This window comes from Pontibacterium granulatum (genome assembly GCF_029961155.1).
In the GTDB taxonomy this organism is placed as follows: Bacteria; Pseudomonadota; Gammaproteobacteria; order Pseudomonadales; family Balneatricaceae; genus Pontibacterium; species Pontibacterium granulatum.
Genome location: NZ_JASBRH010000014.1, coordinates 72,409 through 94,796 on the forward strand (window position 1 = coordinate 72,409; position 22,388 = coordinate 94,796).

Consider the following 22,388-nt stretch of genomic DNA (forward strand, 5'->3'; position numbering starts at 1 on the left):
AAACAAGAGAGTGTTTAATTCACGCTATGAGAACAAAAGTTTCCAATAGGAAATTTTTGTTGCCAATTATGAAATCTGTTGATAGTCTGAGCCCTATACGAGGTTGAGGCTATTATTTAACCAGAAGGGTTTGGCCTGTATATCTTGCTCTGGGCGAGCGCGGAGCAGGGGATGTCTCCGAAAAGCGGTGAATAACAATAAAGTTGGAGGCTTGAGTCATGCTACTCAGCATCTTTGATCTATTTAAAGTGGGCATCGGTCCTTCCAGTTCTCATACTGTAGGTCCAATGGTTGCGGCAAACCGTTTTCTGGACGAGCTGCGCGAAAAGAATCTGCTGGACAGTGTTAGCCGTGTAAAGGTTGATCTGTACGGCTCACTGGCAATGACCGGCGAAGGCCACGCGACAGATGTTGCTGTGCTGCTGGGTTTGCTGGGTGAAAAGCCGGATCTGGTTGATCCGGACAAGGTCCCTGAATACATCAAACAGATCGACGACAGCGGTGAACTGAATCTTGCGGGAGAGCGCATGATTCCTTTCAAACGCGAAAGTGATCTGCCTTTCAACTTCGGTGAATCTCTGCCTAAGCATCCGAACGGTATGCGTTTCTGCGCTTTCGATGCGGCGGGCATCATCACCATCGACAGCATTTATTACTCCGTGGGCGGCGGTTTCGTACTGAGCGACGCCGAAGCGGGTGCAGATGCGGAAAAAGCAGCGACTGAGCACACCATTCCACACTGGTTCAACAATGCTGTCGAACTGCTTCAGATCTGTAAGAAAGAAAAAATTTCTATCGCTGATGTTGTGCTGACGAATGAGCGTTCCCGTATGGGCAGTGACGAAGCGGTAAACAACGCTGTTTTGAATATCTGGCACGTGATGGACAACTGTATCCGTCGAGGCTATCAGCAGACCGGTATCCTGCCGGGTGGTTTGAACGTAAAGCGTCGCGCCAACGAGTTGTACCGCGAGCTGACAGAAAAGCCGGAAAAAGCGCTGAAAGATCAGTTGACCGTAATGGACTGGGTGAACCTCTACGCGATCGCGGTGAACGAAGAAAACGCTGCCGGTGGTCGTGTGGTGACTGCACCAACCAACGGTGCGGCGGGCGTGATTCCTGCGGTACTGGCGTACTACGACCGTTTTATCCCGAATTCCAACGAAGAAGGCATTGTGAAGTTCCTGGCGACCGCTGCAGCGATCGGCATGTTGTACAAAACCAATGCCTCTATCTCTGCGGCTGAAGTGGGCTGTCAGGGTGAGATCGGTGTGGCCTGTTCCATGGCTGCCGGCGCACTGTGTGCCGTGTTGGGTGGTACCAACGAGCAGGTGGAAAACGCGGCCGAGATCGGCATGGAACACAACCTGGGCCTGACCTGTGATCCGATCGGTGGACTGGTTCAGGTGCCATGTATCGAACGTAACACCATGGGGGCGGTGAAAGCGATCAACGCAGCACGCCTGGCGCTGCGCGGTGATGGTGAACACCACGTATCCCTGGATTCTGTAATCGAGACCATGCGTCAGACCGGTCTCGATATGCAGGACAAATACAAAGAAACCTCAACGGGTGGCCTGGCAGTGAACGCCGTGGCTTGCTGACGTAAACCCAGAGTGGTCTGGAGATTTGATAACTGCGTTAAATTTCATCTCAAAATGCTCATCTACAAACACGTAGACTCCGCTTTTTCGATGACATTTGCCTTGTTCTCGAACCACCATCCGCACTCTGAATGCTTTGACAATAACAAACAGAGATCAAAACCATGAGCATGAGCGATCTGTACCGAAACGACGCTGTTAGCGAAAAGTTTTTCACTTGTGACCTGGCAGAAGCTGATCCGGCGATCAAAGCTGCCATCGAGCGTGAATTCCACCGCCAGGAAGATGGCATTGAACTGATTGCATCCGAAAACATCGTGTCCAAGGCGGTAATGGTTGCACAGGGCACGGAGCTGACCAACAAGTACGCTGAAGGTTATGTAGGCCGTCGTTACTACGGTGGTTGTGAATTCGTTGACGAAGTAGAAGCACTGGCTGTTGAGCGTGCTAAGCAACTGTTTAACTGCGAATACGTAAACGTACAGCCACACTCCGGCGCACAGGCAAACGGTGCAGTATTCATGGCGCTGCTGCAGCCAGGCGACACTATCTTGGGTATGTCCCTGGATGCGGGTGGTCACCTGACTCACGGTGCACGTCCAGCACAGTCTGGTAAATGGTTTAACGCTGAACAGTACGGTGTAGACCGTGAAACCCAGCGCATCGATTACGACGCAGTTGAAGCGCAGGCCGTTGAGTGCCAGCCAAAACTGATCATCGCAGGTGGTTCTGCAATCCCACGTGAGATCGACTTCGCACGTTTCCGCGAAATCGCAGACAAAGTGGGCGCATACCTGATGGTAGATATGGCACACATCGCGGGTCTGATCGCAACCGGTCAGCACCCAAGCCCTCTGCCGCACGCACACGTTGTAACGACGACTACGCACAAAACCCTGCGCGGTCCACGTGGCGGCATGATCCTGTCCAACGATCTGGATCTGGGTAAGAAAATCAACTCTGCGGTATTCCCTGGCCTGCAGGGTGGCCCTCTGATGCACGTGATCGCATCCAAAGCGGTTGCTTTCGGCGAAGCGCTGCAGCCTGAGTTCACCGACTACATCAAACAGGTTGTTAAGAACGCATCTGTATTGGCTGAAACACTGGTTGAGCGTGGTTGTGACATCGTAACCGGTGGTACTGATACTCACCTGATGCTGGTTGACCTGCGTCCTAAAGGCCTTAAGGGCAACGCGACTGAAGAATCCCTGGAGCGTGCCGGTATCACCTGTAACAAGAACGGCATCCCGTTCGACCCAGAGAAACCGATGGTAACGTCCGGTATCCGTTTGGGTACGCCTGCAGGCACCAGCCGTGGCTTCGGTGAAGACGAGTTCCGCCTGATCGGTAACCTGATCGGTGACGTTCTGGATGGCCTGGCGGCGAACCCGGAAGACAACAGCGAAGCGGAAGCAAAAGTACGCGAGCAGGTTAAAGCCCTGTGCGAACGTTTCCCGCTGTACCGCTAAGTAAGTACCGCTAAGTAAGTACCGTTAAGTTCTAAGTAAAAGATAACTGTTAGCAGGCAGTTGCGGATCCGAAAACAGCCCAACTGCCTGAGTACCAGATGTGACAAGTTTGAGGAATAAAAAATGAGCAACGTACCAAGCAATCTGAAATACGCAGCATCTCACGAGTGGGTTCTGGACAACGGTGACGGCACTGTAACCGTAGGTATCTCTGACCACGCACAGGAACTGCTGGGCGACGTAGTATTCGTTGAGCTGCCAGAAGTTGGTCGCGAAGTAGAACAGGGTGAAGAGTTCTCCCTGGTTGAGTCCGTAAAAGCGGCTTCCGACATCTACTCTCCAGTTTCCGGTGAAGTTGTTGCTGTAAACGAAGATCTGGAAGACGCACCAGAAACCGTAAACGACGAAGCATTCGAAGGCGGTTGGATTGCAAAAATCAAACTGGCAGAAGGCGCGGATCTGAGCCACCTGCTGGACGCTGCTGCATACGAAGCGAAGGTTGCCGAAGAGGGTTGATCGCTCTGACCGGGTGGGTCCGGTTTAGATAGTCCCCCGATCAACTCTTTAAGCAAGCGCGGGGTGGTTGTGCAGGACCACCCCGCACCCCCTATCACTTCCGGAGCCGATGCCGCACCGGATGGGGTTGGAAAAGATAAACACCGGCTGGCTGCTGAAGCAGCGGGCCGTATAACAACAGGTTGATAAAAATGGCAGTTGAAACGCGCACACTGAGCGAACTGGAACAGCGTAACGAATTTACTCGTCGTCACGTAGGTCCGGATGCAGCCGAGCAGCAGGCCATGCTGGAATCTCTGGGTGTAAGTACCCTGGAAGAACTGATTAAGCAGACCGTTCCGGATTCCATCCGTCTGGATGATGCACTGGACATGGATCTGGGTATCAGCGAAGTTGAAGCCCTGGCGGAACTGAAAGCGCTGGCTAACCAGAACAAGGTGAACAAGTCTTACATCGGTATGGGTTACCACAACACCCACGTACCGAATGTGATCCTGCGTAACGTCCTGGAAAACCCAGGCTGGTACACCGCGTACACGCCATATCAGCCTGAAATCGCACAGGGCCGTCTGGAAGCTCTGCTGAACTACCAGCAGATGGTGATGGACCTGACCGGCATGGAACTGGCAAACGCCTCCCTGCTGGACGAAGCGACTGCTGCGGCAGAAGCGATGACCCTGGCGAAACGCTCTAACCGTAAGAAGAGCAACACCTTCTTCGTTGCGGACGACGTACACCCACAGACCATCGACGTTGTTAAAACCCGTGCTGAATACTTCGGCTATGACATCGTAGTCGATGCCGCAGACAAGCTGGGCGAATACGACGCATTTGGTGTGCTGCTGCAGTACCCTGGTACCCACGGTGACATCACCGATATCGCAGCGCTGGTTGCAAAAGCGAAAGAACAGAAAGCGATGGTAGCCGTTGCTGCTGACATCCTGGCGCTGGTTCTGCTGAAATCACCTGGCGAGCTGGGTGCTGATATCGTACTGGGCTCCTCCCAGCGTTTCGGTGTACCAATGGGCTTCGGTGGTCCACACGCTGCATTCTTCGCGGCTTCTGAAAAACTGAAGCGTTCCGTTCCTGGTCGTATCATCGGTGTTTCCATCGACGTAAACGGCAACCAGGCACTGCGCATGGCGATGCAGACCCGTGAGCAGCACATCCGTCGTGAGAAAGCGACCTCCAACATCTGTACCGCACAGGCGCTGCTGGCCAACATGGCAAGCTTCTACACCGTTTATCACGGTCCAGAAGGTCTTAAACGTATCGCTGAGCGTGTCCACCGTCTGACTGCGATCCTGGCGATCGGTCTGAAAGACAAAGGCGTTGCTGCCAACGCATCTTACTTCGACACCCTGACCTTCGCTGCTGATGCATCTGTATACCAGTGTGCGCTGGATAACGGATGCAACTTCCGTCAGGTCGACGGTGGCAAGCTGGGTGTGAGCCTGGACGAAACCACGACTGCTGCTGACGTAGCTGAGCTGTTCGACATCATTCTGGGCGAAGGCCACGGTCTGGATGTTGCTGCAATCGATGCTCGCATCGCTGGCGGTGAAGCAACCGGTATCAGCGCAGAACAGCGTCGTGAAGATGCTATCCTGACGCACCCAACCTTCAACAGCTACCAGTCTGAGACTGACATGCTGCGTTACATGAAGGCGCTGGAAAACAAAGACTACTCTCTGGTGCACGGCATGATCCCACTGGGTTCCTGCACCATGAAGCTGAACGCGACTGCGCAGATGATCCCTGTGACCTGGCCTGAATTTGCAAACATTCACCCGTTTGCGCCGGCTGACCAGGTTACCGGTTACCACGCAATGCTGGGTCAGCTGGAAGATCAGCTGGTTGAGATCACCGGTTACGACAAGATCTCCCTGCAGCCTAACTCCGGTGCATCCGGTGAGTACGCAGGTCTGCTGGCGATCCGTAAGTACCAGGAGTCCATCGGTGAAGGTCACCGTAACGTCTGCCTGATCCCATCTTCTGCACACGGTACCAACCCGGCGTCCGCAGCAATGATGGATATGAAGATCGTCGTAACGGCATGTGACGAGAACGGTAACGTGGACGTTGCCGATCTGGCTGCGAAAGCAGAAGAGCACGCTGAGAACCTGTCTGCGCTGATGATCACTTACCCTTCCACTCACGGTGTATACGAAGAAGACATCGTTGAGATCTGCCAGATCATCCACAAGTTCGGTGGTCAGGTTTACATGGACGGAGCGAACATGAACGCGCAGGTAGGTATCTCCAAGCCAGGCGTGATCGGTTCTGACGTATCTCACCTGAACCTGCACAAAACCTTCGCTATCCCACACGGTGGCGGTGGTCCAGGCATGGGTCCTATCGGTGTTAAGAGCCACCTGGCTCCGTTCCTGCCAAGCCACAAGGTAAGCCCTGTTGCTGGCCTGGATGCGAACAACGGTGCGGTCGCTGCTGCACAGTTTGGTTCTGCTGCAATCCTGCCGATCACCTGGATGTACAACCGCATGCTGGGTAAGGATGGCCTGAAGGCGTCTACTCAGGTTGCGATCCTGAATGCGAACTACATGACCGAAAAGCTCTCCGAGCACTATCCGGTTCTGTACCGTGGCCGCAATAACAAGGTTGCACACGAATGCATCATCGACATCCGTCCGATCAAAGAGGAGTGTGGTGTCACTGAGGAAGATATTGCGAAGCGTCTGATGGACTACGGTTTCCACGCGCCAACCATGTCTTTCCCGGTAGCCGGCACACTGATGATTGAGCCGACTGAATCCGAATCCAAGGCTGAGATCGATCGTTTCGTTGAAGCGATGGTGAAGATCAAAGGCGAAATCGGTCGTGTACAGAGCGGTGAATGGTCCGCAGAGAACAACCCTCTGCGTCACGCACCACACACCCAGGCAGACCTGATCGGCGACAGCTGGGAGCGTCCTTACTCTCGTGAGGAAGCGGTATTCCCAACTGCTCACACCCGCGCTAGCAAGTTCTGGCCAACGGCTAACCGTATCGACAACGTATACGGCGACCGTAACTTTATCTGCTCTTGCCCAAGCATCGAGTCTTATCAGGAAGACTGAGCAGGTTAAGCGCAACAAGCACCATCTGGAAATGGGTTCCCGGGCGGCTCTTTCGGGAACCCAGCTCTCAGGTCCTTTTGGCCCCGTTTTACGGGGCATTTTTTCTGGGGAAGGGTTGCGCGCCGGGATCGACGCCATCGGTCCACTTCTCCGGTGTCTTTCCAAGTCGGCGGAGCGATTCGCTGCAGGAAAACTCCTGTATAGCAATTGACCTTTTCGGCGGTACCTTGGTACCGCCTTTTTTATGCCTGCTATTTGTCTAGCGGGGTATCTTTTTCTGACTGTGTTAGGTGCTCCACCTCTTTCTTCATAATCAGATAACGCTCTACCGTGGTGGGGTGAGATGCCTGGTTACCGTGATGGATGGAAGAGGGGTGTACGGACGCCATTTTGCGCCAAAACTCTGGCAGTGATGCAACAGCGTAGCCCTGCTGGTGCATCAAACGGATGGCCAGGATATCCGCTTCGATTTCGTATTCCTGACTGAGCAGGTTAGCACCAAGGCCAACTCCAATCCCCGGACTGATCATATTGCCTGACAGTGATATGGCAATATCAAAGAGCCCGCCAATCAGTCCGTCCCGGATCTTGTCGGCACGGTGATCGATCACATTGTGTGCCAGCTCGTGGGCGATGATCAGCGCCAGATCCTTATCCGCTTGGGCAAAGCGAATAAGCCCTTCATTGATGACAATGGTATCGCCGTCGGCAAAGGCGTTGATCGCATCACGGCGGCTCAGAATGACCGGATAGTCACAGAGCGCAACCGCATTCAGTCTGAGGGCTATTTCGGTCCCCTCACGTTCGACCTCAACCCTAACTGTCAGGTCGTCGCTCATAGCGTTACGCAGTTGCTGCGCAGTACCTCGGCTGCTTTCTGTGACCTGTTCGCCGTTGATCAGCAGCAAGCGATCACCGGGGAGCAGTTTTCCCTGTGCCGGGGCTCCCTCAATGACATCCTTAATCCTGATTCCATCGAGTGGACCAAAGGCTTTGACTGCCGCCTCTCGTTGGCTGGAGGAATAATCGTTTGCTGTATGTAACTGGAGGCCGAGCTTTGGTTTAACTTTCTCGCCACACTGCGTCGTTGCGGTTTGCAGGAGAGGGAATGCCAAGCGCTGCAAGCGACTGTTCTGACGATATGCTTCCTCTAAAGCGTTCTGCTGTTGTAACAGTCGCTCTTTCTTTACGTCTTCGGTATCAAGCGAGCGTTGTGCGGTTGAAGAGCAACCTGCTACGGAAATACCGAGCAGAAGAAGTGCAATCCGCAGATGGGCTGGCTTTAGGGAAATTGGTTTCATCTGTGCAGTATAGGTTTGTTAGCGTTGATGGTCAGTTTGGATGATAAATGGCTAATTTAGCGCCTGATTTGATCCAAATCACCCAAAAAGTCGTAGTAAAACGATTGTTTGAAATGTGGTTTGATTTAATCGAATGCTCCCGTTTATCGTCACCATATAAATGGGGTAAGTAGATACATTTTATGCAGTACGATGCAGATTAAGACATCTTTCGTATTTATAAGGTTAGATAAAAATGGAACTATAGAATTTTGTAATTCTGCGAAAGATGTAGTTGGTAATTAATATCATCTACATCACAGAAGTGGCGAAGGCTGAATCTTTTCTGTGCAGATTAAACAATAAGAAGTAAGTTAATCAGAGGAAGAACAGTGTTCTGCTTTAGTGTGTTGGGCTTTGATTTAATCCGCTGTATTGCCCATGACTCATGGATTAAAGAGGCTTTCCAGTCAACTGGAAGTGGGGTACACGTGTAATGAATGATGCAGTTTCCGTTCTTCCTTCCTGTAAGGCACCCGTTGTGTTTTCAAGCAATCTTTTAGTCAGTGAATGTAGCTGGGATAAAATATTCTCCGAACTACAGGGGTTATTAAAACAGCTGGGGTTTGTGTATTTTACATACTCTTCAGTACCACGTGATCTGGGATCAAAAGAGTCCCTTTTCTCGCTCACAAAACGACGTTACGGTACTGATACACAGGGCACTTTGCCTGAGCATATCGTCACCCGTTATTACCGCGAAATGGCAACCCTCGATCCACTTTGGAAAGCGTTGCCTTTAACATCGCAACCGGTAATGGCGGACAGCCGTGAAAGTACCTCCAGCCCAATGGTTGATGGGTTTTGGCAGCAGTATGGCATTAGCTCGCGTGTTTATGTGCCAGTTGGAAAACACGAAGATAAACCTTGGTTTAATTACTTTGGCTTGTATCACGAAAAGTCCCAGGCGGAATTCAACCAGCTGTACCGTGATCTTTCCGGTACCTTACTGCCATTGCTTGAGCGGTGCCATAAGCTTTTATTGCTGGATGGTACCCGCGATACAAACCCTTATCTGAAACACTCAGTCTTTTCTGCGACCTGCACAAATATTTTACGTATGACGGCAGAGGGAATGTCGGTCAAAATGATTGCTGATAATCTCGGATTGACCGAAGAAGGTGTGACTTACCACATCACCCGGGCCAAGAAAGTACTGAATGCACGTAATAAAACACAGTTGATAGCGCGGTTATACCAGTCCGGTATCCTTTGATTGAAAAGATACTTTTGAATGATTAACTGATCAGGCAGTTTCCGTTGCAGTATCGTGTGCGTCGTTTGCGGCGCCACGGTAATCGGCAGCGGGACTGATTTCAGTATGCGGTTGTGTGGATGTTGAGTTCCCGCCGCTGACCACTTCCCATCGACCCCTGGATTTGTGCAGGTAAGCGTAGCAACAACAGCACTTGTGCAGCTCACCACCATTCTGTGAAATCAGCTTCTTCAACGACGGATGTGGCCTGTTCAACATCACTAGGTTGAAGCAAAGGACGCATGCATTTTCCATCAATGAACTCCCGGCTGCTTGATGAAAGGCGTTCCTGTCCTTTATCGCGGCAAAAGAGTTTTGTTGTAAAACATATCGTTCCCTCATTATCAAACAAAGCTAGCACAGCTCCGTGGGATTGAACTTAGGAAAAATTCCTAAATTGATCCGGAAGAAAGTGTTGCCTGATCACAGCAGGATGGGCTTGTTGGTGTACGGGTTTTTACTTATATTGGGTGCGCAGCAACAATAACAAAGCGGAGCACATCATGAATGAGCACATTCTTCTGCGTGAAGACCGGGACGGCATCTGTTTTCTTTCGCTGAATCGTCCAGACGCTTACAACGCACTTTCGTTGGAGTTGATGGAGGCATTAATCCAAGAGTTAGATCTCATCGCTGAGAATTCGTCGGTGCGTGTTGTGGTGATCCGTGGCAGTGGAAAAGGGTTCTGCGCCGGGCACGATCTGAAGCAGATGTTGGGGGAAGGCACTGAGGCGTACTACCAGCAGACGTTTGATACCTGTGGCCGGATGATGCAGCGGGTTGTGTCGTTACCGGTACCCGTTATTGCCCAAGTGCATGGGGTTGCGACGGCGGCAGGTTGTCAGCTGGTTGCGTCCTGTGATTTGGCAGTCTCCACAGACAGTTCCCGCTTTGCTACGCCAGGGGTGAACATCGGCCTGTTTTGTTCCACGCCAATGGTGGCGCTCACCCGCACCGTAGCACCGAAGCATGCGATGGAGATGTTGTTGCTGGGTGATCTGATCGATGCTGAGCGTGCCGAGCAGATGGGATTGATCAATTGGGCGGTACCCGCTCATAAACTGGAAGAAACGGTTCTGAGTGTCGCGGGTAAGATCGCGAGCAAGTCCCGCAAGGCTCTGTCGATGGGTAAGCAGGCCTTCCATAACCAGCGTGAGCTGGCGTTGTCAGATGCTTATGCCAGCTGCGCCCAGGTGATGACCGATAACATGCTGACTCACGATGCGCAGGAAGGGATCGACGCCTTTATCCATAAGCGTAAACCGGAGTGGCAGCATCGCTGAGCCAGCGTCGGACGGTCTATATTAGTCCGAGCTTATATGTGAAAATGTCCGGCATATGATCACTGCCGGACCCACCTGATGTCTATCCACTCTTTTGATCTGTTGCCTGAAGTCTCCGCTGTACTGGACGCACTGACGGAGCCTGCGGCACTGCTTTCTCTTGACTATCAGATACTGGCGACCAACAACGCCTATCAGGAACACTTTCGTGCAAAGCAGGAGATCATAGGGAGGCATTGCTATGAGGTTTCCCACGGCTACGATCTGCCCTGTGATCAGGAAGGTGAATCCTGTCCACTGAAACGTTGCGTTGAAACCGGCGCCCGTCAGCGCATGCTGCATATCCACAATACACCGCATGGCCAGGAACATGTGGATGTAGAGATGGCGCCGGTGCACAGCAGTGAAGGGGCACTGGTGTATTTTCTGGAAGTAATGCATCTGGTGAAGGTGGCACGTCCAACGGCTGAGGGCAGCGGCATGGTAGGACGCTCGGCCGCGTTTAATCAGATGTTGTCCTTTTTGCAGCGCGCCGCACCCAGTGAAATCAGCGTGCTGCTGTTGGGGGAATCCGGTACCGGTAAAGAACTGGTTGCCCGGGCGCTGCATGACCAAAGCAAGCGGGCATCCGGCCCATTTGTGACTGTGGAGTGTTCCGGTTTAAGTGAAAGCCTGTTCGAGAGTGAACTGTTCGGGCATGAACGGGGGGCGTTCACCGGTGCGGTGAATCGCAAGCAGGGGTTGGTGGCTGCTGCCCGGGGGGGCACCTTGTTCCTGGACGAGATCGGTGATGTTCCGTTATCGCTGCAAGTGAAGCTGCTGCGGCTGATCGAAACCGGGACCTATCGTACGGTAGGGGGCGTGGAACTTCAGCATGCAGATTTTCGCTTGGTGTGTGCAACTCACCGTCATCTGGAAACTATGGTTGAAGGTGGTACGTTCCGACGTGACCTGTTTTATCGTATCAGTGCATTTCCGATCGAGCTGCCGAGTCTTGTCGAGCGGGTCGATGATATTCCGCTGTTGGTGGATGTGTTGTTAAAGCGCATTCCCGAGGCCGAAACCAAGTCGCTGAGCCCGGCTGCACTGGGGGCTTTGCGGCGCTATACCTTCCCCGGAAACATTCGGGAGCTGCGTAACATACTGGAGCGGGCAGTGTTGCTGAGTGACGATAACCAGATCGATCTGCCGCACTTACCGCCAGCCGTGGCAAACTTCGATCGTATTCCTATCGCCGAAGCGGATGATTCGATTAAGTCGTTGGAGCAGGTCGAGCAAGAGTATTTGCTTAGTCTCAAGAGGCGTTTTGCCGGAGATAACAGAGGGTTGGCCCAGGCACTGGGTATTAGCGAGCGTACCTTGTATCGCAAGCTTAAATCGATCTGAGCTGCTGGCAGCTGATCTGGCGATGACCAAGCTGATTGTCGATATTCGCGCGTTATACAAAGACAAGCTGAATATAAAACTCGCTCAGGATAGCGGCGAGGGATCGATAGGCAGAAGGAGTACCAGGTTGCCGGAAGGGCAACTGTGGGTGCACGTTTTGACGGTTCGGATATCTGGAATGTGGTGACGGATCATCAGCGCAATAAGAAAGTGGCCCGTATCGACGAGCCCAACAACCCGGCGCTGAAGCCTGTGGGCGGTAGCCGGGGAATGTGGCATACCCGACGGTTTGACCCCGCAGGGCCTGGATATAATAAAGGGGGCTCATACGGCCTCCTTTTTTGTTTACAATAAGCGCCGGTCACTCATCCCGCGGAGGCAGGCGTGAAGTTAAAGCATACATTACCGATCTTACTTTCCACTTTTTTGTTTGGGTGTAACGCGGCCAATGTACAGCCGCAGCCCGCCGAAGAGGTCACTCAGGCGCAGCAGGCGCCTCAGCCCGGTGCTGAGCAGGCTGACGAAGTAAAATCTGCAGTTGAGCAGATGACCAACCGTCTTACCGCAGTGCAGGAGCAACTGTTGAATGTGCGTTCGCAAAGTGCACGTCAGTTGGAACAGCTGCAGAGCTTGCAGGTCCAGTTGGCGACCCTGTCACAGGAGCTGCGACGTGGACCTGTGCAGCAGGCCGGAGCTAACGGAGGTGCTGCCTCTGGGCAACCGTCCAGCGAAGAGTTTGCACTTTTGCTCGACCAGATGGCACAGACCGCTAACGAAATCAGTCTGCAGATGCAGGATGGCAGCTACCGATTCGCCTCCTGCTACACCGCCTCGGGGCAGTGGATTCTGATCCGCTATGACCGTTACACCGGTGAGAGCTGGCTGGCGGATGGTGGTATCTGGATGGCGCTGGATGACGGTGGTGCGCTGAACGGCTCCATTTACGAAGTGAAGCTGGAGCGTGCCGACAAGGATGTGAAAGGGTTTGTGGCCGCCCGCCTTGATCGCCAGACCGGACAGGTTTGGTGGCTGAAACAGAATAGCTGGCAATTACTGGAACAATGAGCGAACCAAACTGCACTCAATTGATTAACCTGTTCAACTCTCTTTTTCGTGATACCCACAACACCGTGCTGGTGAAAGGGGATGACGAACCCATCTACCTGCCAGCGGACGAGAACAATCCCCACCACCGGGTTATCTTTGCCCACGGTTTCTTTGCCAGCGCTTTGCATGAGATTGCCCACTGGTGTGTTGCCGGAGCAGAGCGACGTAAGCTGGAGGACTTTGGTTACTGGTACAAACCGGATGGTCGCACTGCGAATGAACAGGCGCTGTTCGAGAAGGTAGAAGTGGCCCCCCAGGCACTGGAATGGATTATGGCACAGGCCTGTGGCCTGAAGTTTAACTTCTCTGCAGATAATCTCAGCGGAGGTATCGGAGCGAGTGATTCGTTCCGACAAAATGTGCATGACCGTGTGCATCAACTGCTGGAAAATGGTCTGCCTGACCGCCACCGTCAGCTGGTTGAGGCGATGCTGCTGGAGTTCAAACAGCCGCCGCTGCAAGCCGCTCAGTTCAGTCTCGAAGGTCGCTGATGCGTGATCACTTCGTTCCATGCGAACGCTATCCGGATGATAACGGGTGCCTTGAGCATTGGGTCGAAGCTGAATTTCACTATTACCTTTATACGCGGCGGGAGGGTAAGGATACCTCCTGCTATCTCTATGCATGGCAGTTAAAACCACATAGGGCGTATGTCCTGGGAGTGTTTGATACCCGTTCACAGGCACTTTTGTTTGTGGATCTGCATCGCGGTAACCCGCTAAAGGTTCCTGCGCTGATCACGCCTTTAGAGCAGCCACGCTTCGTAGCGGATGGTTGGCATCAGCCCTATGTAGGGGTGTACCGCATTGGGTACAAGTCCTATCGGGTTTCGCGATTGGAGGCGGGAACAGGGCTGCACAGTGTGGATTTTCTTGATCGCTACAAAGTGCAGCATCTGGGTGTCTTTTCAGAAAAAGAGAGTTGTTTAGAGGTCTACAGCCACTTCGATACCCGATTGCGTGGCTGTAGCATGTGCTGAAGAACTCAGCCGTTATTGAGAATTTTGCGTAGGCCTGCGGTTACATCAGCCGGTGTACTGCTATGCATTAGTGTGGAGACCAGCTTGCCCTGCTTGTTGATCAGGTAGAGGCGTGAGGAGTGATCCACCGCATAACCTGCTGCCGAACCGGTATCTTCACCGATACGGTAGAAACCACCGTAACGTTTCACCACACGGTCGATTTCGGCGCGCTCAGCGGTTGCGCCAACAATGTTCGGATGGAAAAAGGCCGCGTACTGCTGGAGCGTATCGAGTGAGTCACGTGCCGGATCAACACTCATAAATACCCCCCGTACCTGAGCTTGCTCGTCCGGACTTAGTCCATAAATCCCCTGCGACAATACCGCCAATCCGGTTGGGCACACATCCGGGCAATTGGTGTAACCCAGGTACAGGACCACAGCATTGCCTGCCAGGTCAGACAGCTTTAAAGGCCCTTCGGCTGTTTGCAGGTTGAACTCACCGCCCAATGACTCACCCAAGGCGATGCGTTCGTCGACCGGTTGCGGGCGGAAGTAAAAAGCCACTGCCATCCCAACCAGCAGAAAGGCGGTCATGATCAGTAGCGTGCGTAGGGTGTTGAGTCCGTTGGTATTCATCATTTGGCACTGAAATCAAAATGGGCTTCGAGTTGTTGTTGATCCTGTTGCGCGATAATCCGTGCTCGCCACATCATCTCTCCGGTGGTGCAGATCGCAATTTCAGTTACGCCACGCCAGAATCCCGGTTTGTCCTGTACCGGGGACAGTTGGGTTTGGTTTAACCCCATAAACATATCCACCCCCTCCAGGCTTAGATTTACCGCATCCGCATCGAAACCGTCCAGCTCAACCGTGAAGATCAGTGGGATGGCGCTGCGAATCGCCTGTGGATTAACCTCCACCGCGATCGATTGCCCGTCCAGCGTGGCATGGCAGGTGGATTCTTTAAGGCTGCATCCGTCTTCGGTTAAAAGTCGCTGGTTTTCCGGCGCTTGTGGTTTGAGTTGCTCAGGCAGCCAGACAACGGCAATGCCCAGACCAAGGGCCAGTAGGCAGACAAGTGCGTATTGAATCAGTCGGTTGGACACAGATGCTTCCAGGATCAGAAAACAGGAATAGCAGCGGTTTCTATTTTAGCGGACCGCTGCGTTGGAAAAACGTGACCAATTGTCGCACTCTCAGGCGTCAACGTCCAAGAGGCGGTGGGCGAGCAATCGCTGCTCTATGGCATCCCAGTCGAGGTGTTGGGAGCTGATGATCTCCAGGCGGGAATCGCGACGGTAGGCTAGCTTGCTCACGCTGTGTTCGTCCAGAACGCGGTTGAAGAATACCCAGGCGTAACCGATACGAAATGCGCCTTTAATTCGCTGAATGCCTTCGATGCTGTTCAGATATGCCGTGAGGGCATCGAAATCGAAGCTTTCGTCGCGATGGAATACCCAGCCACAGCTGACCATACCGCTGCCTTCGCCCAGCTTTCGCAGCGGTTTTCCGACCTCTGGGGCGTTGCTTGCTGTTGCTGAATGACCATGCTGATGGTCGTGGTCGTGGTCGTGGTCGTGGTCGTGGTCGTGGTCGTGGTTTGCGTGTGCTTCAGGGAACTGGGCCTGCAGTTCACCGTTGCGTACGAAGTCCAGAATCTCCAATGGAATGTTGCCCTGTTCACAGCGGATCACCTGCTGCTTAGGTGGGAAAATACCACCCAGCAGCGACTCTGCCTGTTCAACCTGTGCAGGTTCCGCCAGATCACACTTATTGATCGCGATTACGTCGGCCAAGTTTATCTGATCCTGAAAGACCTCATTTGCCACGACTTCGGGTTGTTCCAGCGAGCGGGGGTCCAGAAGGCAGACGGTAGCACGCAGATCCAGAACATCTTCAAAACTGATCCCCTGGAGTACATCAATAATACCTTCCGGGTGGCCTAAACCGGTGGGTTCGATAATCAGGCGATCCGGATTACTGCGTCGGATTAACATCGTCAACGTGATGGCCAGTGATGGGCCGAGGGCGCAGCAGATGCAGCCGCCAGCCAGCTCCCGGACATGCAGGCCATCTTCATTGGGCAAGGCCGCCTGATCGACACCTATCTGGCCGAACTCATTCACCAATACTGCCCAAGTCTCGTTTTCAGGTTTCTGTTGTAGCAATTGATTAAGTGCGGTGGTTTTACCCACACCCAGAAAGCCGGTGATGATGTTAGTGGGGATCGCGTGATATTTGCTCATTCTGTTACTTTATAACATTTGTGGTTTATCCCAATACTCCCGTGAATCACCACTTCGGTCAAGTGGCATATCAAGAGGGCTGTCCAGTGGAGTAAAGAAGGAGATTTTTTTGAAAACATTTCTCAAATGCTATTGATAATAATTATCATTAATATAATATAGATCCCGCTCACGAGAGATGGGCGGACGGGTTACCACCTCACTGACTTTGTTCGCTTTTTGCTGCCACGGATGGCGGCCCCCTGCATTCCCAACTTAGGGAAGCAGTAGCGCAGTAGGGCGGTCTCATGAACAGGTTTTAGGATGGCAGTGTTTCACGTTAGCACTGCGTTTCAGACTTCAAGCAAAAGGCTCTTGTCATTGAAGCAAACCGCGATTTTCGGGCGCCCTTCGGGGTAGCCCGTTTTTTTTGTCTGCGATTTGTGTTCATTGCACCGTCCTGCAAGGGTAACTGCAAAAGCTGAAAATATTTACTAAATGCTATTGATAATAATTATCATTAATGTAGTATGGGTCCTGCTCACGAGAGATGGGCGAACAGGTTACCACCTCACTGACTTTGTTCGCCGCACTGCTGCCAGGGATGGCGGCGGTCCCTCATTTCCGAGGATTGGAAGGTGTTTCAGAGGGACATCGATTTTGCTGTAAGGGGAGACCCCGCTCAGCAATCAGACTTCAAGCTAGACGGCTCTTGTCATTGAAGCAAACCGCGATTTTCGGGCTACCCGTAAGGGCAGCCCGTTTTTTTATGTCTTTGGGATGTGGTCGTTAGCAGCAGGTGCTGGCGCGGGTTGGGCGATCACCCATCTCGTTGAGGGCCTCCAGATTGGCTGCGAGAAATGCGGGGTTGCCCTTTGCGGTATCACGCAGTGCCTGAACGCACCACTCGGGCAGATCGGGGTTGATGCGATAGAACACCCATTTCCCCTCACGGCGATCTATCAGCAGACCACACTGGCGCAGCTGGGCCAGGTGTCTGGATATTTTGGGTTGGCTTTCGGCTAATGAAGCGGTGAGTTCACATACACACAGTTCCCCCTCGTGCTGGATCAGCATGATGGAACGGAGACGGGTTTCGTCGGCGAGGCATTTGTAAAAAAGAACCGGGTTCATGGTGTCGCTTCATTAAGAAAACAGAGACCATTATTTTGAGCGTTCCTGAATGGCTGTGCAATCAGAACGAATGTGCCTGACCCTGTGAGGTTGGATCATGATCGCCTCTCGCTTTGAACCCCGCCGACTATTTGTCGCAGGTGAACTGCTTATAATGGCATTGCTCACGATACTGCCCAGGGGGAGATCCCTTGTGTTTACCTTGTTCATCTTCGTGCCTCACCTTGTGTTGATTTGATGAGGTCATTTTAAATTCGCAGATGACGCCAGACACTGTCGAAAGGTGACAGGGTGCTATCGGTTTGTGCCACGTATGAGCAAGTGGAAGGTGAGGATGAAAACGTAAGAGGGTGAAGTAAAGAAGAGAGGGTGATAAGCAGGATCGAATCCTCCTGACCTGCAGCGTCAGTAAGATTCGACCCGTTGGCTTAAGGTCTGAGCTTACAGACCCAGCTTGTCCGCGACGTAGTCGGCGTCTTTGTCACCGCGGCCGGACAGGTTTACCAGGATGGTCTGGTCAGCAGACAGTTCCGGTGCTTTGCGCATCGCCCATGCGACCGCGTGGGAGCTTTCCAGTGCCGGAATGATGCCCTCAACCTGGGACAGGGTCATGAATGCATTCAGACACTCTTCGTCGGTCACTGATTGATATTCAACACGGCCCAGGTCTTTCAGGTAGCTGTGCTGTGGACCTACGCCAGGGTAATCCAGACCGGAAGCGATGGAGTGCACCGGCATCGGCTCGCCGTCTTCGGTTTCCAGTACGTAGCACTTCATGCCGTGAATCTCACCCGGTTTACCCAGGGTCAGCGTAGCGGAGTGCTGATCAGTCTCCAGACCTTTACCGGAAGGCTCTACACCAACGATGTTGACTGATTCATCGTTCAAAAACTCGGTGAACAGGCCCATGGCGTTGGAACCGCCGCCGACACACGCAGTGATGTAATCCGGCAGTTTGTTGTATTTATCCTGGAACTGTTGGCGCGCTTCACGGCCGATGATGCTCTGGAAGTCGCGTACCATCTTCGGGAACGGGTGAGGACCAACGACAGAACCGATCGCATAGATGTAGTTCACAGGGTCTTTCAGGTACTCTTCGAACGCGCTGTCGACCGCATCCTTCAGGGTTGCAGTACCACGGGTGACCGGTACCAGTTTACAACCCAGGATCTTCATTTTGGTGACGTTCGGGTGTTCCTTTTCGATGTCCACCTGACCCATGTGGATCTCACATGGGATACCGACCAGGGCGCAGGCGGTTGCCAGAGCAACACCGTGCTGACCGGCACCGGTCTCAGCGATAACCTTGGTTTTACCCATGTATTTCGCCAGCAGGGCTTCACCCAGGCAGTGGTTAATCTTGTGCGCACCGGTGTGGTTCAGGTCTTCACGCTTCAGGAAAATCTGCGCACCGCCCAGCTTGTCGCTCAGGCGTTTAGCGTGATACACCGGGCTTGGGCGACCTACGTAGTCGGCAAACAGCGAAGCCAGTTCGTCCTGGAACTCTTTAGTGTGACGAATCTCTTCATAAGCGCGGTCGATCTCATCCATGACCTCTTTCAGTTCTGGTGGGATGATCTGTCCGCCGTACTCACCAAAGAAACCGTTGGCATCCGGCATCGCCGCAAAATCAAACTTACTCATGTTACCTCACTGTATAACCTAATCGCTCTTTTTGTATCGCAAAAAGGAATATAAATCGGTTGGCAGGGCCTGCCAACCATTGTAATTAATTATTTGGCTGGGTTCAGACCTTGGCCGGCCAGTAACCAACGCGGAATCCGCCCCAGTGACGACCGTTGACGAAGATAGGCACGGATAGATCGTGCATGATCTCGCCGGTGTCACGTTTATAGGTCTGTAGCAGCATCCGTTCGGTATGGTTGCCACAGCGCGCACCGGTGCGGTCGTTAAAAAGACGTTTACTGCGACTCTTCACCAGGTCGGTTTTGTAGTCCCCGGTCAATGGGTGTGCGAACTGGTTGTTGTGCGTAGGCACATAACCGTTCGGGTCACAGACGATTGCGTAAACAAGATTGCTGTCATTGCCAAGTGCTGCTTCCTGGATCGGGGGCAGGACCCGGTCGGTAAACTGGTCGTAACAGGTGCCGAATTTCTGTGGGTTGGTGTTTTCGACCGGTTTGTAGTCACGGTCGAACAGGTCTGTTTCACTCAAGGAACCGTTACGAATTTCCTGCTCAAACACTTCGCCGATGCGGTCTGCGCAATCACGTGCGGTCTGGTAGAAGCTTTTGTGGTAGTTGGCTTCGGTATGCTCGGCCAATACAGCGCTGGAAATCTCCGCCACTTCCATTAAGGAGGCGGCTTGATTGGCCAGGATACGTACTTCATCGTCGCTGGCGATCACTTCGTTACGGATGCGTTTGATTGATTCGGAGATGATTTCCAGATTGTCCTGATTGGTGTTGGCGCCAGCGGCGATGATGGAGATCTGCTCTTCAACTGCATTGGACTGGGAGGAAATCCCGCCGAGCTGTTCGCTCACGTCGGACATGATTTTACTGCTGTCCTCTACGTTATCCGACAGTGCGGTGATACGGGAGACGACCTGGCGGGTTTCCTGCTGAATCTCATCAACGATGGTTTCCACCTCGCCGGTGGCGCCTGCCGTGCGGGCGGCCAGTTGGCGAACCTCATCGGCAACCACGGCGAATCCTCGACCATGGTCGCCTGCACGTGCCGCTTCGATGGCTGCGTTCAACGCCAGCAGGTTGGTCTGTTCGGCAATCTCTTCGATCACTTTGGTGACACTCTGGATCTGGTTAGATTTTTCGTTCAGTTGCTCGATCAGTTGCAGTGTTTCGGCGCTCTGTTCATTCAACTGCGTAATTTTGGTCAAGGCTATGTCGAGAGAGCTTTGGCCCTGCGCGCACGTGGTTTTGGCGTGCTTGGCCAGCTCTGCTGCGCGGAAGGCTTGCTCGGCGGTTTGGCGCACGGTATCCGTCATGCTCTCGGAGTTATCGGCAATATGGGCGATCTCGCGCACTTGTACATCTAACTTGGAGCGCAGATTGTCGGCAGAGAAAGAGACTTCAGCGGCGGCAATGGCGTTGGAGTTGGTTTTGGCTGAAAGCAGGTCTCCGATGGTACGACCTCGCTGGAAACCAATCGCGAGAGTCTGGAGTGCGGGTAACACGAAAACTGAATGGTTGCCGCTTTCGCCGTTGGCAGCAGAATCGGTTTGTGACATGACAGGAGCAACGATGCGTTGATGCGTAATGAATAGCGTCAGCACGCATGTAGCGATGATGGTGCCGAACATCAGTAACAGAAACGTGAGAGGGAAACCTGCAAAGAAGCCTGCGCCGGTGAGTATTGCCGCGAGCGCAGCAACGAAACTAAAGCCTTTTAAATACTGGCTTGATACGAATGTGTCCATTAAATACTACGCCCATGTTTATTGTTGCTTTGGGGTGTCCTACCCCGAAGAATAACACTACAAAAAATAATGCCATTCGGACTTTAGTAGTAATGGGTTGGGAAGGCGTTAACCGAAGTCAAAACCCAGCTGAATTTCGTCGCGTTTGGCGGAACGAAAGCCGAGTTTTTTCTGTTCGCGGTTGATCTCTTTCAGCAGATCGCGGGCCGCCTGGTAGGAATGGGTAACCGTATGTGTCACAGTGCTGTCGTTGCAGGTACTATCTCCCCAGCACTGAGTGACGACCCAGTCGCCAATCAGATCCTGATAGAGACGCACGATGCAGTATTCGTGCTGTTTTCGCCAGCGTACGATCAACTCTGTGTTACCGTTTAATGAACCAGGGGAGAAGTGGAAAAATTAAGTCGGCGAATTGAGCCTGAAACTTGTGTATTTGTAAAGTCTCAAAGCCCATATTCTCGGCGCTTTTGGGCGATTTGGTAGGGTAAATGAAATTCAACATCGTAGCAGACGAAAATATGCCGCTGGTGGAGGAAATCTTCGCCGACTTTGGCAGTGTAAAACGGGTTGCAGGGCGCACTATGAGTGCCGAACAGGTCGCCGAAGCCGATCTGTTACTGGTGCGCTCGGTCACGCAGGTGAACGAGGCACTGCTGGCACAGGCATCACCGAAGTTTGTGGGTACGGCGACGATCGGCACAGACCATATCGATACGGATTATCTTCAGCGTCGTGATATCGCGTTTAGCAGTGCTCCAGGCTGCAATGCTGACGCGGTGGTTGAATACGTACTCAGTTCTGTATTCCACATGGCACAGACGCAGGGCTTCGATCCGGCAGACCGCACCTGGGGCATTATAGGTGTCGGTAATGTCGGTGGCCGTCTGCAACATCGCCTGGAAGGATTGGGTTATAAGGTATTGCTCAATGATCCGCCTCGTGAAGCTAAAGGCGATACCGGTTTTGTGCCGCTGGAGCAGCTGTTGGCGGAGGCTGACATCATCTGTATGCACACACCGCTGACCCGCACCGGTGAACACCCGAGTCATCATCTGCTTTCAACTGCGGAACTGAGTGGACTGAATCACGGGGCAATCCTGCTCAACGCAGGACGTGGTCCGGTCATCGATAACGCCGCATTGTTTAAGGTTAAACAGCAGCGCGACGATATCACCCTGATTCTGGACGTATGGGAACACGAGCCGGTGGTTGATCCCGAGTTGGCCGCGTTGACCGAGATCGCCACTCCGCACATCGCCGGTTACAGCCACGACGGTAAGATTCGAGGGACCTTTATGCTGTACGAAGCGTGCTGCCGGGCGTTGGGGCTTGAGCCGGCCCAAACACTGGAAGACTTCCTGCCAGCACCGGCGATAGGTGAAGTGACGGTAAACGATCAGGTAACAGCGCTTGAACTGATCCGTTTGCGGTACGACCCCTACCGGGATGATCGTGATCTACGCCGCACGCTTCAGGGCACTAAAGAAGCGCGGGCGGTCGATTTTGACCGCTTGCGTAAGCAGTACCCGCAGCGCCGGGAATTCAGCTCACTGACTGTATCCGGTGTGACCAGCGCAGCCCTGGGCGAGCAGTTGAAGGCGCTGGGATTCAAAGTAAGTTGAAGTCATC

20 protein-coding genes are annotated in these 22,388 nt (G+C 53.0%); 11 read left to right on the forward strand and 9 right to left on the reverse strand.

What is annotated here, in order from left to right:
- Positions 1 to 218: 218 nt before the first annotated feature.
- The 4 genes from QKW35_RS13900 to gcvP all read left to right on the forward strand — a co-directional run bounded on the left by QKW35_RS13900 (position 219) and on the right by gcvP (position 6,666).
- Positions 219 to 1,604: an L-serine ammonia-lyase gene (locus QKW35_RS13900; RefSeq protein ID WP_282353995.1), complete on the forward strand. Its 1,386-nt coding sequence runs from the start codon at positions 219 to 221 to the stop codon at positions 1,602 to 1,604.
- A 164-nt stretch (positions 1,605 to 1,768) separates the two neighbouring features.
- On the forward strand, positions 1,769 to 3,073 hold the full coding sequence (glyA, locus tag QKW35_RS13905; RefSeq protein ID WP_282353996.1) for a serine hydroxymethyltransferase: 1,305 nt from the start codon (positions 1,769 to 1,771) through the stop codon (positions 3,071 to 3,073).
- A 123-nt stretch (positions 3,074 to 3,196) separates the two neighbouring features.
- Positions 3,197 to 3,589 (forward strand): glycine cleavage system protein GcvH, encoded by a 393-nt coding sequence (gcvH, locus tag QKW35_RS13910; protein ID WP_282353997.1) that lies wholly within the window; start codon positions 3,197 to 3,199, stop codon positions 3,587 to 3,589.
- A 191-nt stretch (positions 3,590 to 3,780) separates the two neighbouring features.
- Complete coding sequence (gcvP, locus tag QKW35_RS13915) at positions 3,781 to 6,666, forward strand: aminomethyl-transferring glycine dehydrogenase (protein ID WP_282353998.1); 2,886 nt, start codon at positions 3,781 to 3,783, stop codon at positions 6,664 to 6,666.
- 251 nt (positions 6,667 to 6,917) lie between these two features.
- Here the strand turns inward: gcvP and QKW35_RS13920 are convergent, their stop codons facing one another.
- On the reverse strand, positions 6,918 to 7,967 hold the full coding sequence (locus QKW35_RS13920) for a M48 family metallopeptidase (RefSeq protein WP_282353999.1): 1,050 nt from the start codon (positions 7,965 to 7,967) through the stop codon (positions 6,918 to 6,920).
- Positions 7,968 to 8,442: 475 nt separating this feature from the next.
- On the opposite strand from QKW35_RS13920, the gene QKW35_RS13925 reads away from it, so the two are divergent.
- Positions 8,443 to 9,222, forward strand: a complete 780-nt coding sequence (locus tag QKW35_RS13925; RefSeq protein WP_282354000.1) for a helix-turn-helix transcriptional regulator — start codon at positions 8,443 to 8,445, stop codon at positions 9,220 to 9,222.
- A gap of 202 nt (positions 9,223 to 9,424) precedes the next feature.
- Here the strand turns inward: QKW35_RS13925 and QKW35_RS13930 are convergent, their stop codons facing one another.
- Positions 9,425 to 9,613, reverse strand: a complete 189-nt coding sequence (locus QKW35_RS13930; protein ID WP_282354001.1) for a hypothetical protein — start codon at positions 9,611 to 9,613, stop codon at positions 9,425 to 9,427.
- A gap of 151 nt (positions 9,614 to 9,764) precedes the next feature.
- Here QKW35_RS13930 and QKW35_RS13935 point away from each other — a divergent pair, with 151 nt between their 5' ends.
- The 5 genes from QKW35_RS13935 to QKW35_RS13955 all read left to right on the forward strand — a co-directional run bounded on the left by QKW35_RS13935 (position 9,765) and on the right by QKW35_RS13955 (position 14,016).
- Positions 9,765 to 10,544 (forward strand): enoyl-CoA hydratase, encoded by a 780-nt coding sequence (locus QKW35_RS13935; protein WP_282354002.1) that lies wholly within the window; start codon positions 9,765 to 9,767, stop codon positions 10,542 to 10,544.
- Between the two features lie 78 nt (positions 10,545 to 10,622).
- On the forward strand, positions 10,623 to 11,930 hold the full coding sequence (locus QKW35_RS13940; RefSeq protein WP_282354003.1) for a sigma-54 interaction domain-containing protein: 1,308 nt from the start codon (positions 10,623 to 10,625) through the stop codon (positions 11,928 to 11,930).
- A 384-nt stretch (positions 11,931 to 12,314) separates the two neighbouring features.
- Positions 12,315 to 12,995, forward strand: coding sequence for a hypothetical protein (locus QKW35_RS13945; RefSeq protein ID WP_282354005.1), 681 nt, complete (start codon positions 12,315 to 12,317; stop codon positions 12,993 to 12,995).
- Positions 12,992 to 13,528, forward strand: coding sequence for an elongation factor P hydroxylase (locus QKW35_RS13950; protein ID WP_282354007.1), 537 nt, complete (start codon positions 12,992 to 12,994; stop codon positions 13,526 to 13,528). The genes QKW35_RS13945 and QKW35_RS13950 overlap by 4 nt, the downstream gene beginning before the upstream one ends.
- Entirely contained in the window at positions 13,528 to 14,016 is a 489-nt protein-coding gene (locus tag QKW35_RS13955) for a hypothetical protein (protein ID WP_282354008.1), read from the forward strand. Before QKW35_RS13950 ends, QKW35_RS13955 begins: the two co-directional genes overlap by 1 nt.
- Positions 14,017 to 14,021: 5 nt before the next feature.
- Here QKW35_RS13955 and QKW35_RS13960 read toward each other — a convergent pair whose 3' ends face one another.
- The 7 genes from QKW35_RS13960 to QKW35_RS13990 form a co-directional block, all read right to left on the reverse strand.
- A complete protein-coding gene (locus tag QKW35_RS13960) occupies positions 14,022 to 14,636 on the reverse strand; it encodes an SCO family protein (RefSeq protein ID WP_282354009.1) in 615 nt (204 codons plus the stop codon).
- On the reverse strand, positions 14,636 to 15,106 hold the full coding sequence (locus QKW35_RS13965) for a hypothetical protein (protein WP_282354010.1): 471 nt from the start codon (positions 15,104 to 15,106) through the stop codon (positions 14,636 to 14,638). The genes QKW35_RS13960 and QKW35_RS13965 overlap by 1 nt, the downstream gene beginning before the upstream one ends.
- Positions 15,107 to 15,196: 90 nt before the next feature.
- Positions 15,197 to 16,246 carry a CobW family GTP-binding protein gene (locus QKW35_RS13970; RefSeq protein ID WP_282354012.1) on the reverse strand — a complete coding sequence of 350 codons (1,050 nt, stop codon included), beginning with the start codon at positions 16,244 to 16,246 and terminating at the stop codon, positions 15,197 to 15,199.
- A gap of 768 nt (positions 16,247 to 17,014) precedes the next feature.
- Positions 17,015 to 17,359 (reverse strand): metalloregulator ArsR/SmtB family transcription factor, encoded by a 345-nt coding sequence (locus tag QKW35_RS13975; RefSeq protein WP_282354014.1) that lies wholly within the window; start codon positions 17,357 to 17,359, stop codon positions 17,015 to 17,017.
- 441 nt (positions 17,360 to 17,800) lie between these two features.
- The gene (trpB, locus tag QKW35_RS13980) at positions 17,801 to 19,003 is read right to left on the reverse strand and encodes a tryptophan synthase subunit beta (RefSeq protein WP_282354016.1); all 1,203 of its coding nucleotides are present in this window, start codon (positions 19,001 to 19,003) and stop codon (positions 17,801 to 17,803) included.
- Positions 19,004 to 19,106: 103 nt separating this feature from the next.
- The gene (locus QKW35_RS13985; RefSeq protein ID WP_282354017.1) at positions 19,107 to 20,759 is read right to left on the reverse strand and encodes a methyl-accepting chemotaxis protein; all 1,653 of its coding nucleotides are present in this window, start codon (positions 20,757 to 20,759) and stop codon (positions 19,107 to 19,109) included.
- A gap of 108 nt (positions 20,760 to 20,867) precedes the next feature.
- A complete protein-coding gene (locus QKW35_RS13990) occupies positions 20,868 to 21,116 on the reverse strand; it encodes a hypothetical protein (RefSeq protein ID WP_282354018.1) in 249 nt (82 codons plus the stop codon).
- A gap of 131 nt (positions 21,117 to 21,247) precedes the next feature.
- Between QKW35_RS13990 and pdxB the strand changes: the two genes are divergently transcribed.
- On the forward strand, positions 21,248 to 22,381 hold the full coding sequence (gene pdxB / locus QKW35_RS13995; protein WP_282354019.1) for a 4-phosphoerythronate dehydrogenase PdxB: 1,134 nt from the start codon (positions 21,248 to 21,250) through the stop codon (positions 22,379 to 22,381).
- The last annotated feature ends 7 nt before the right edge of the window (positions 22,382 to 22,388 follow it).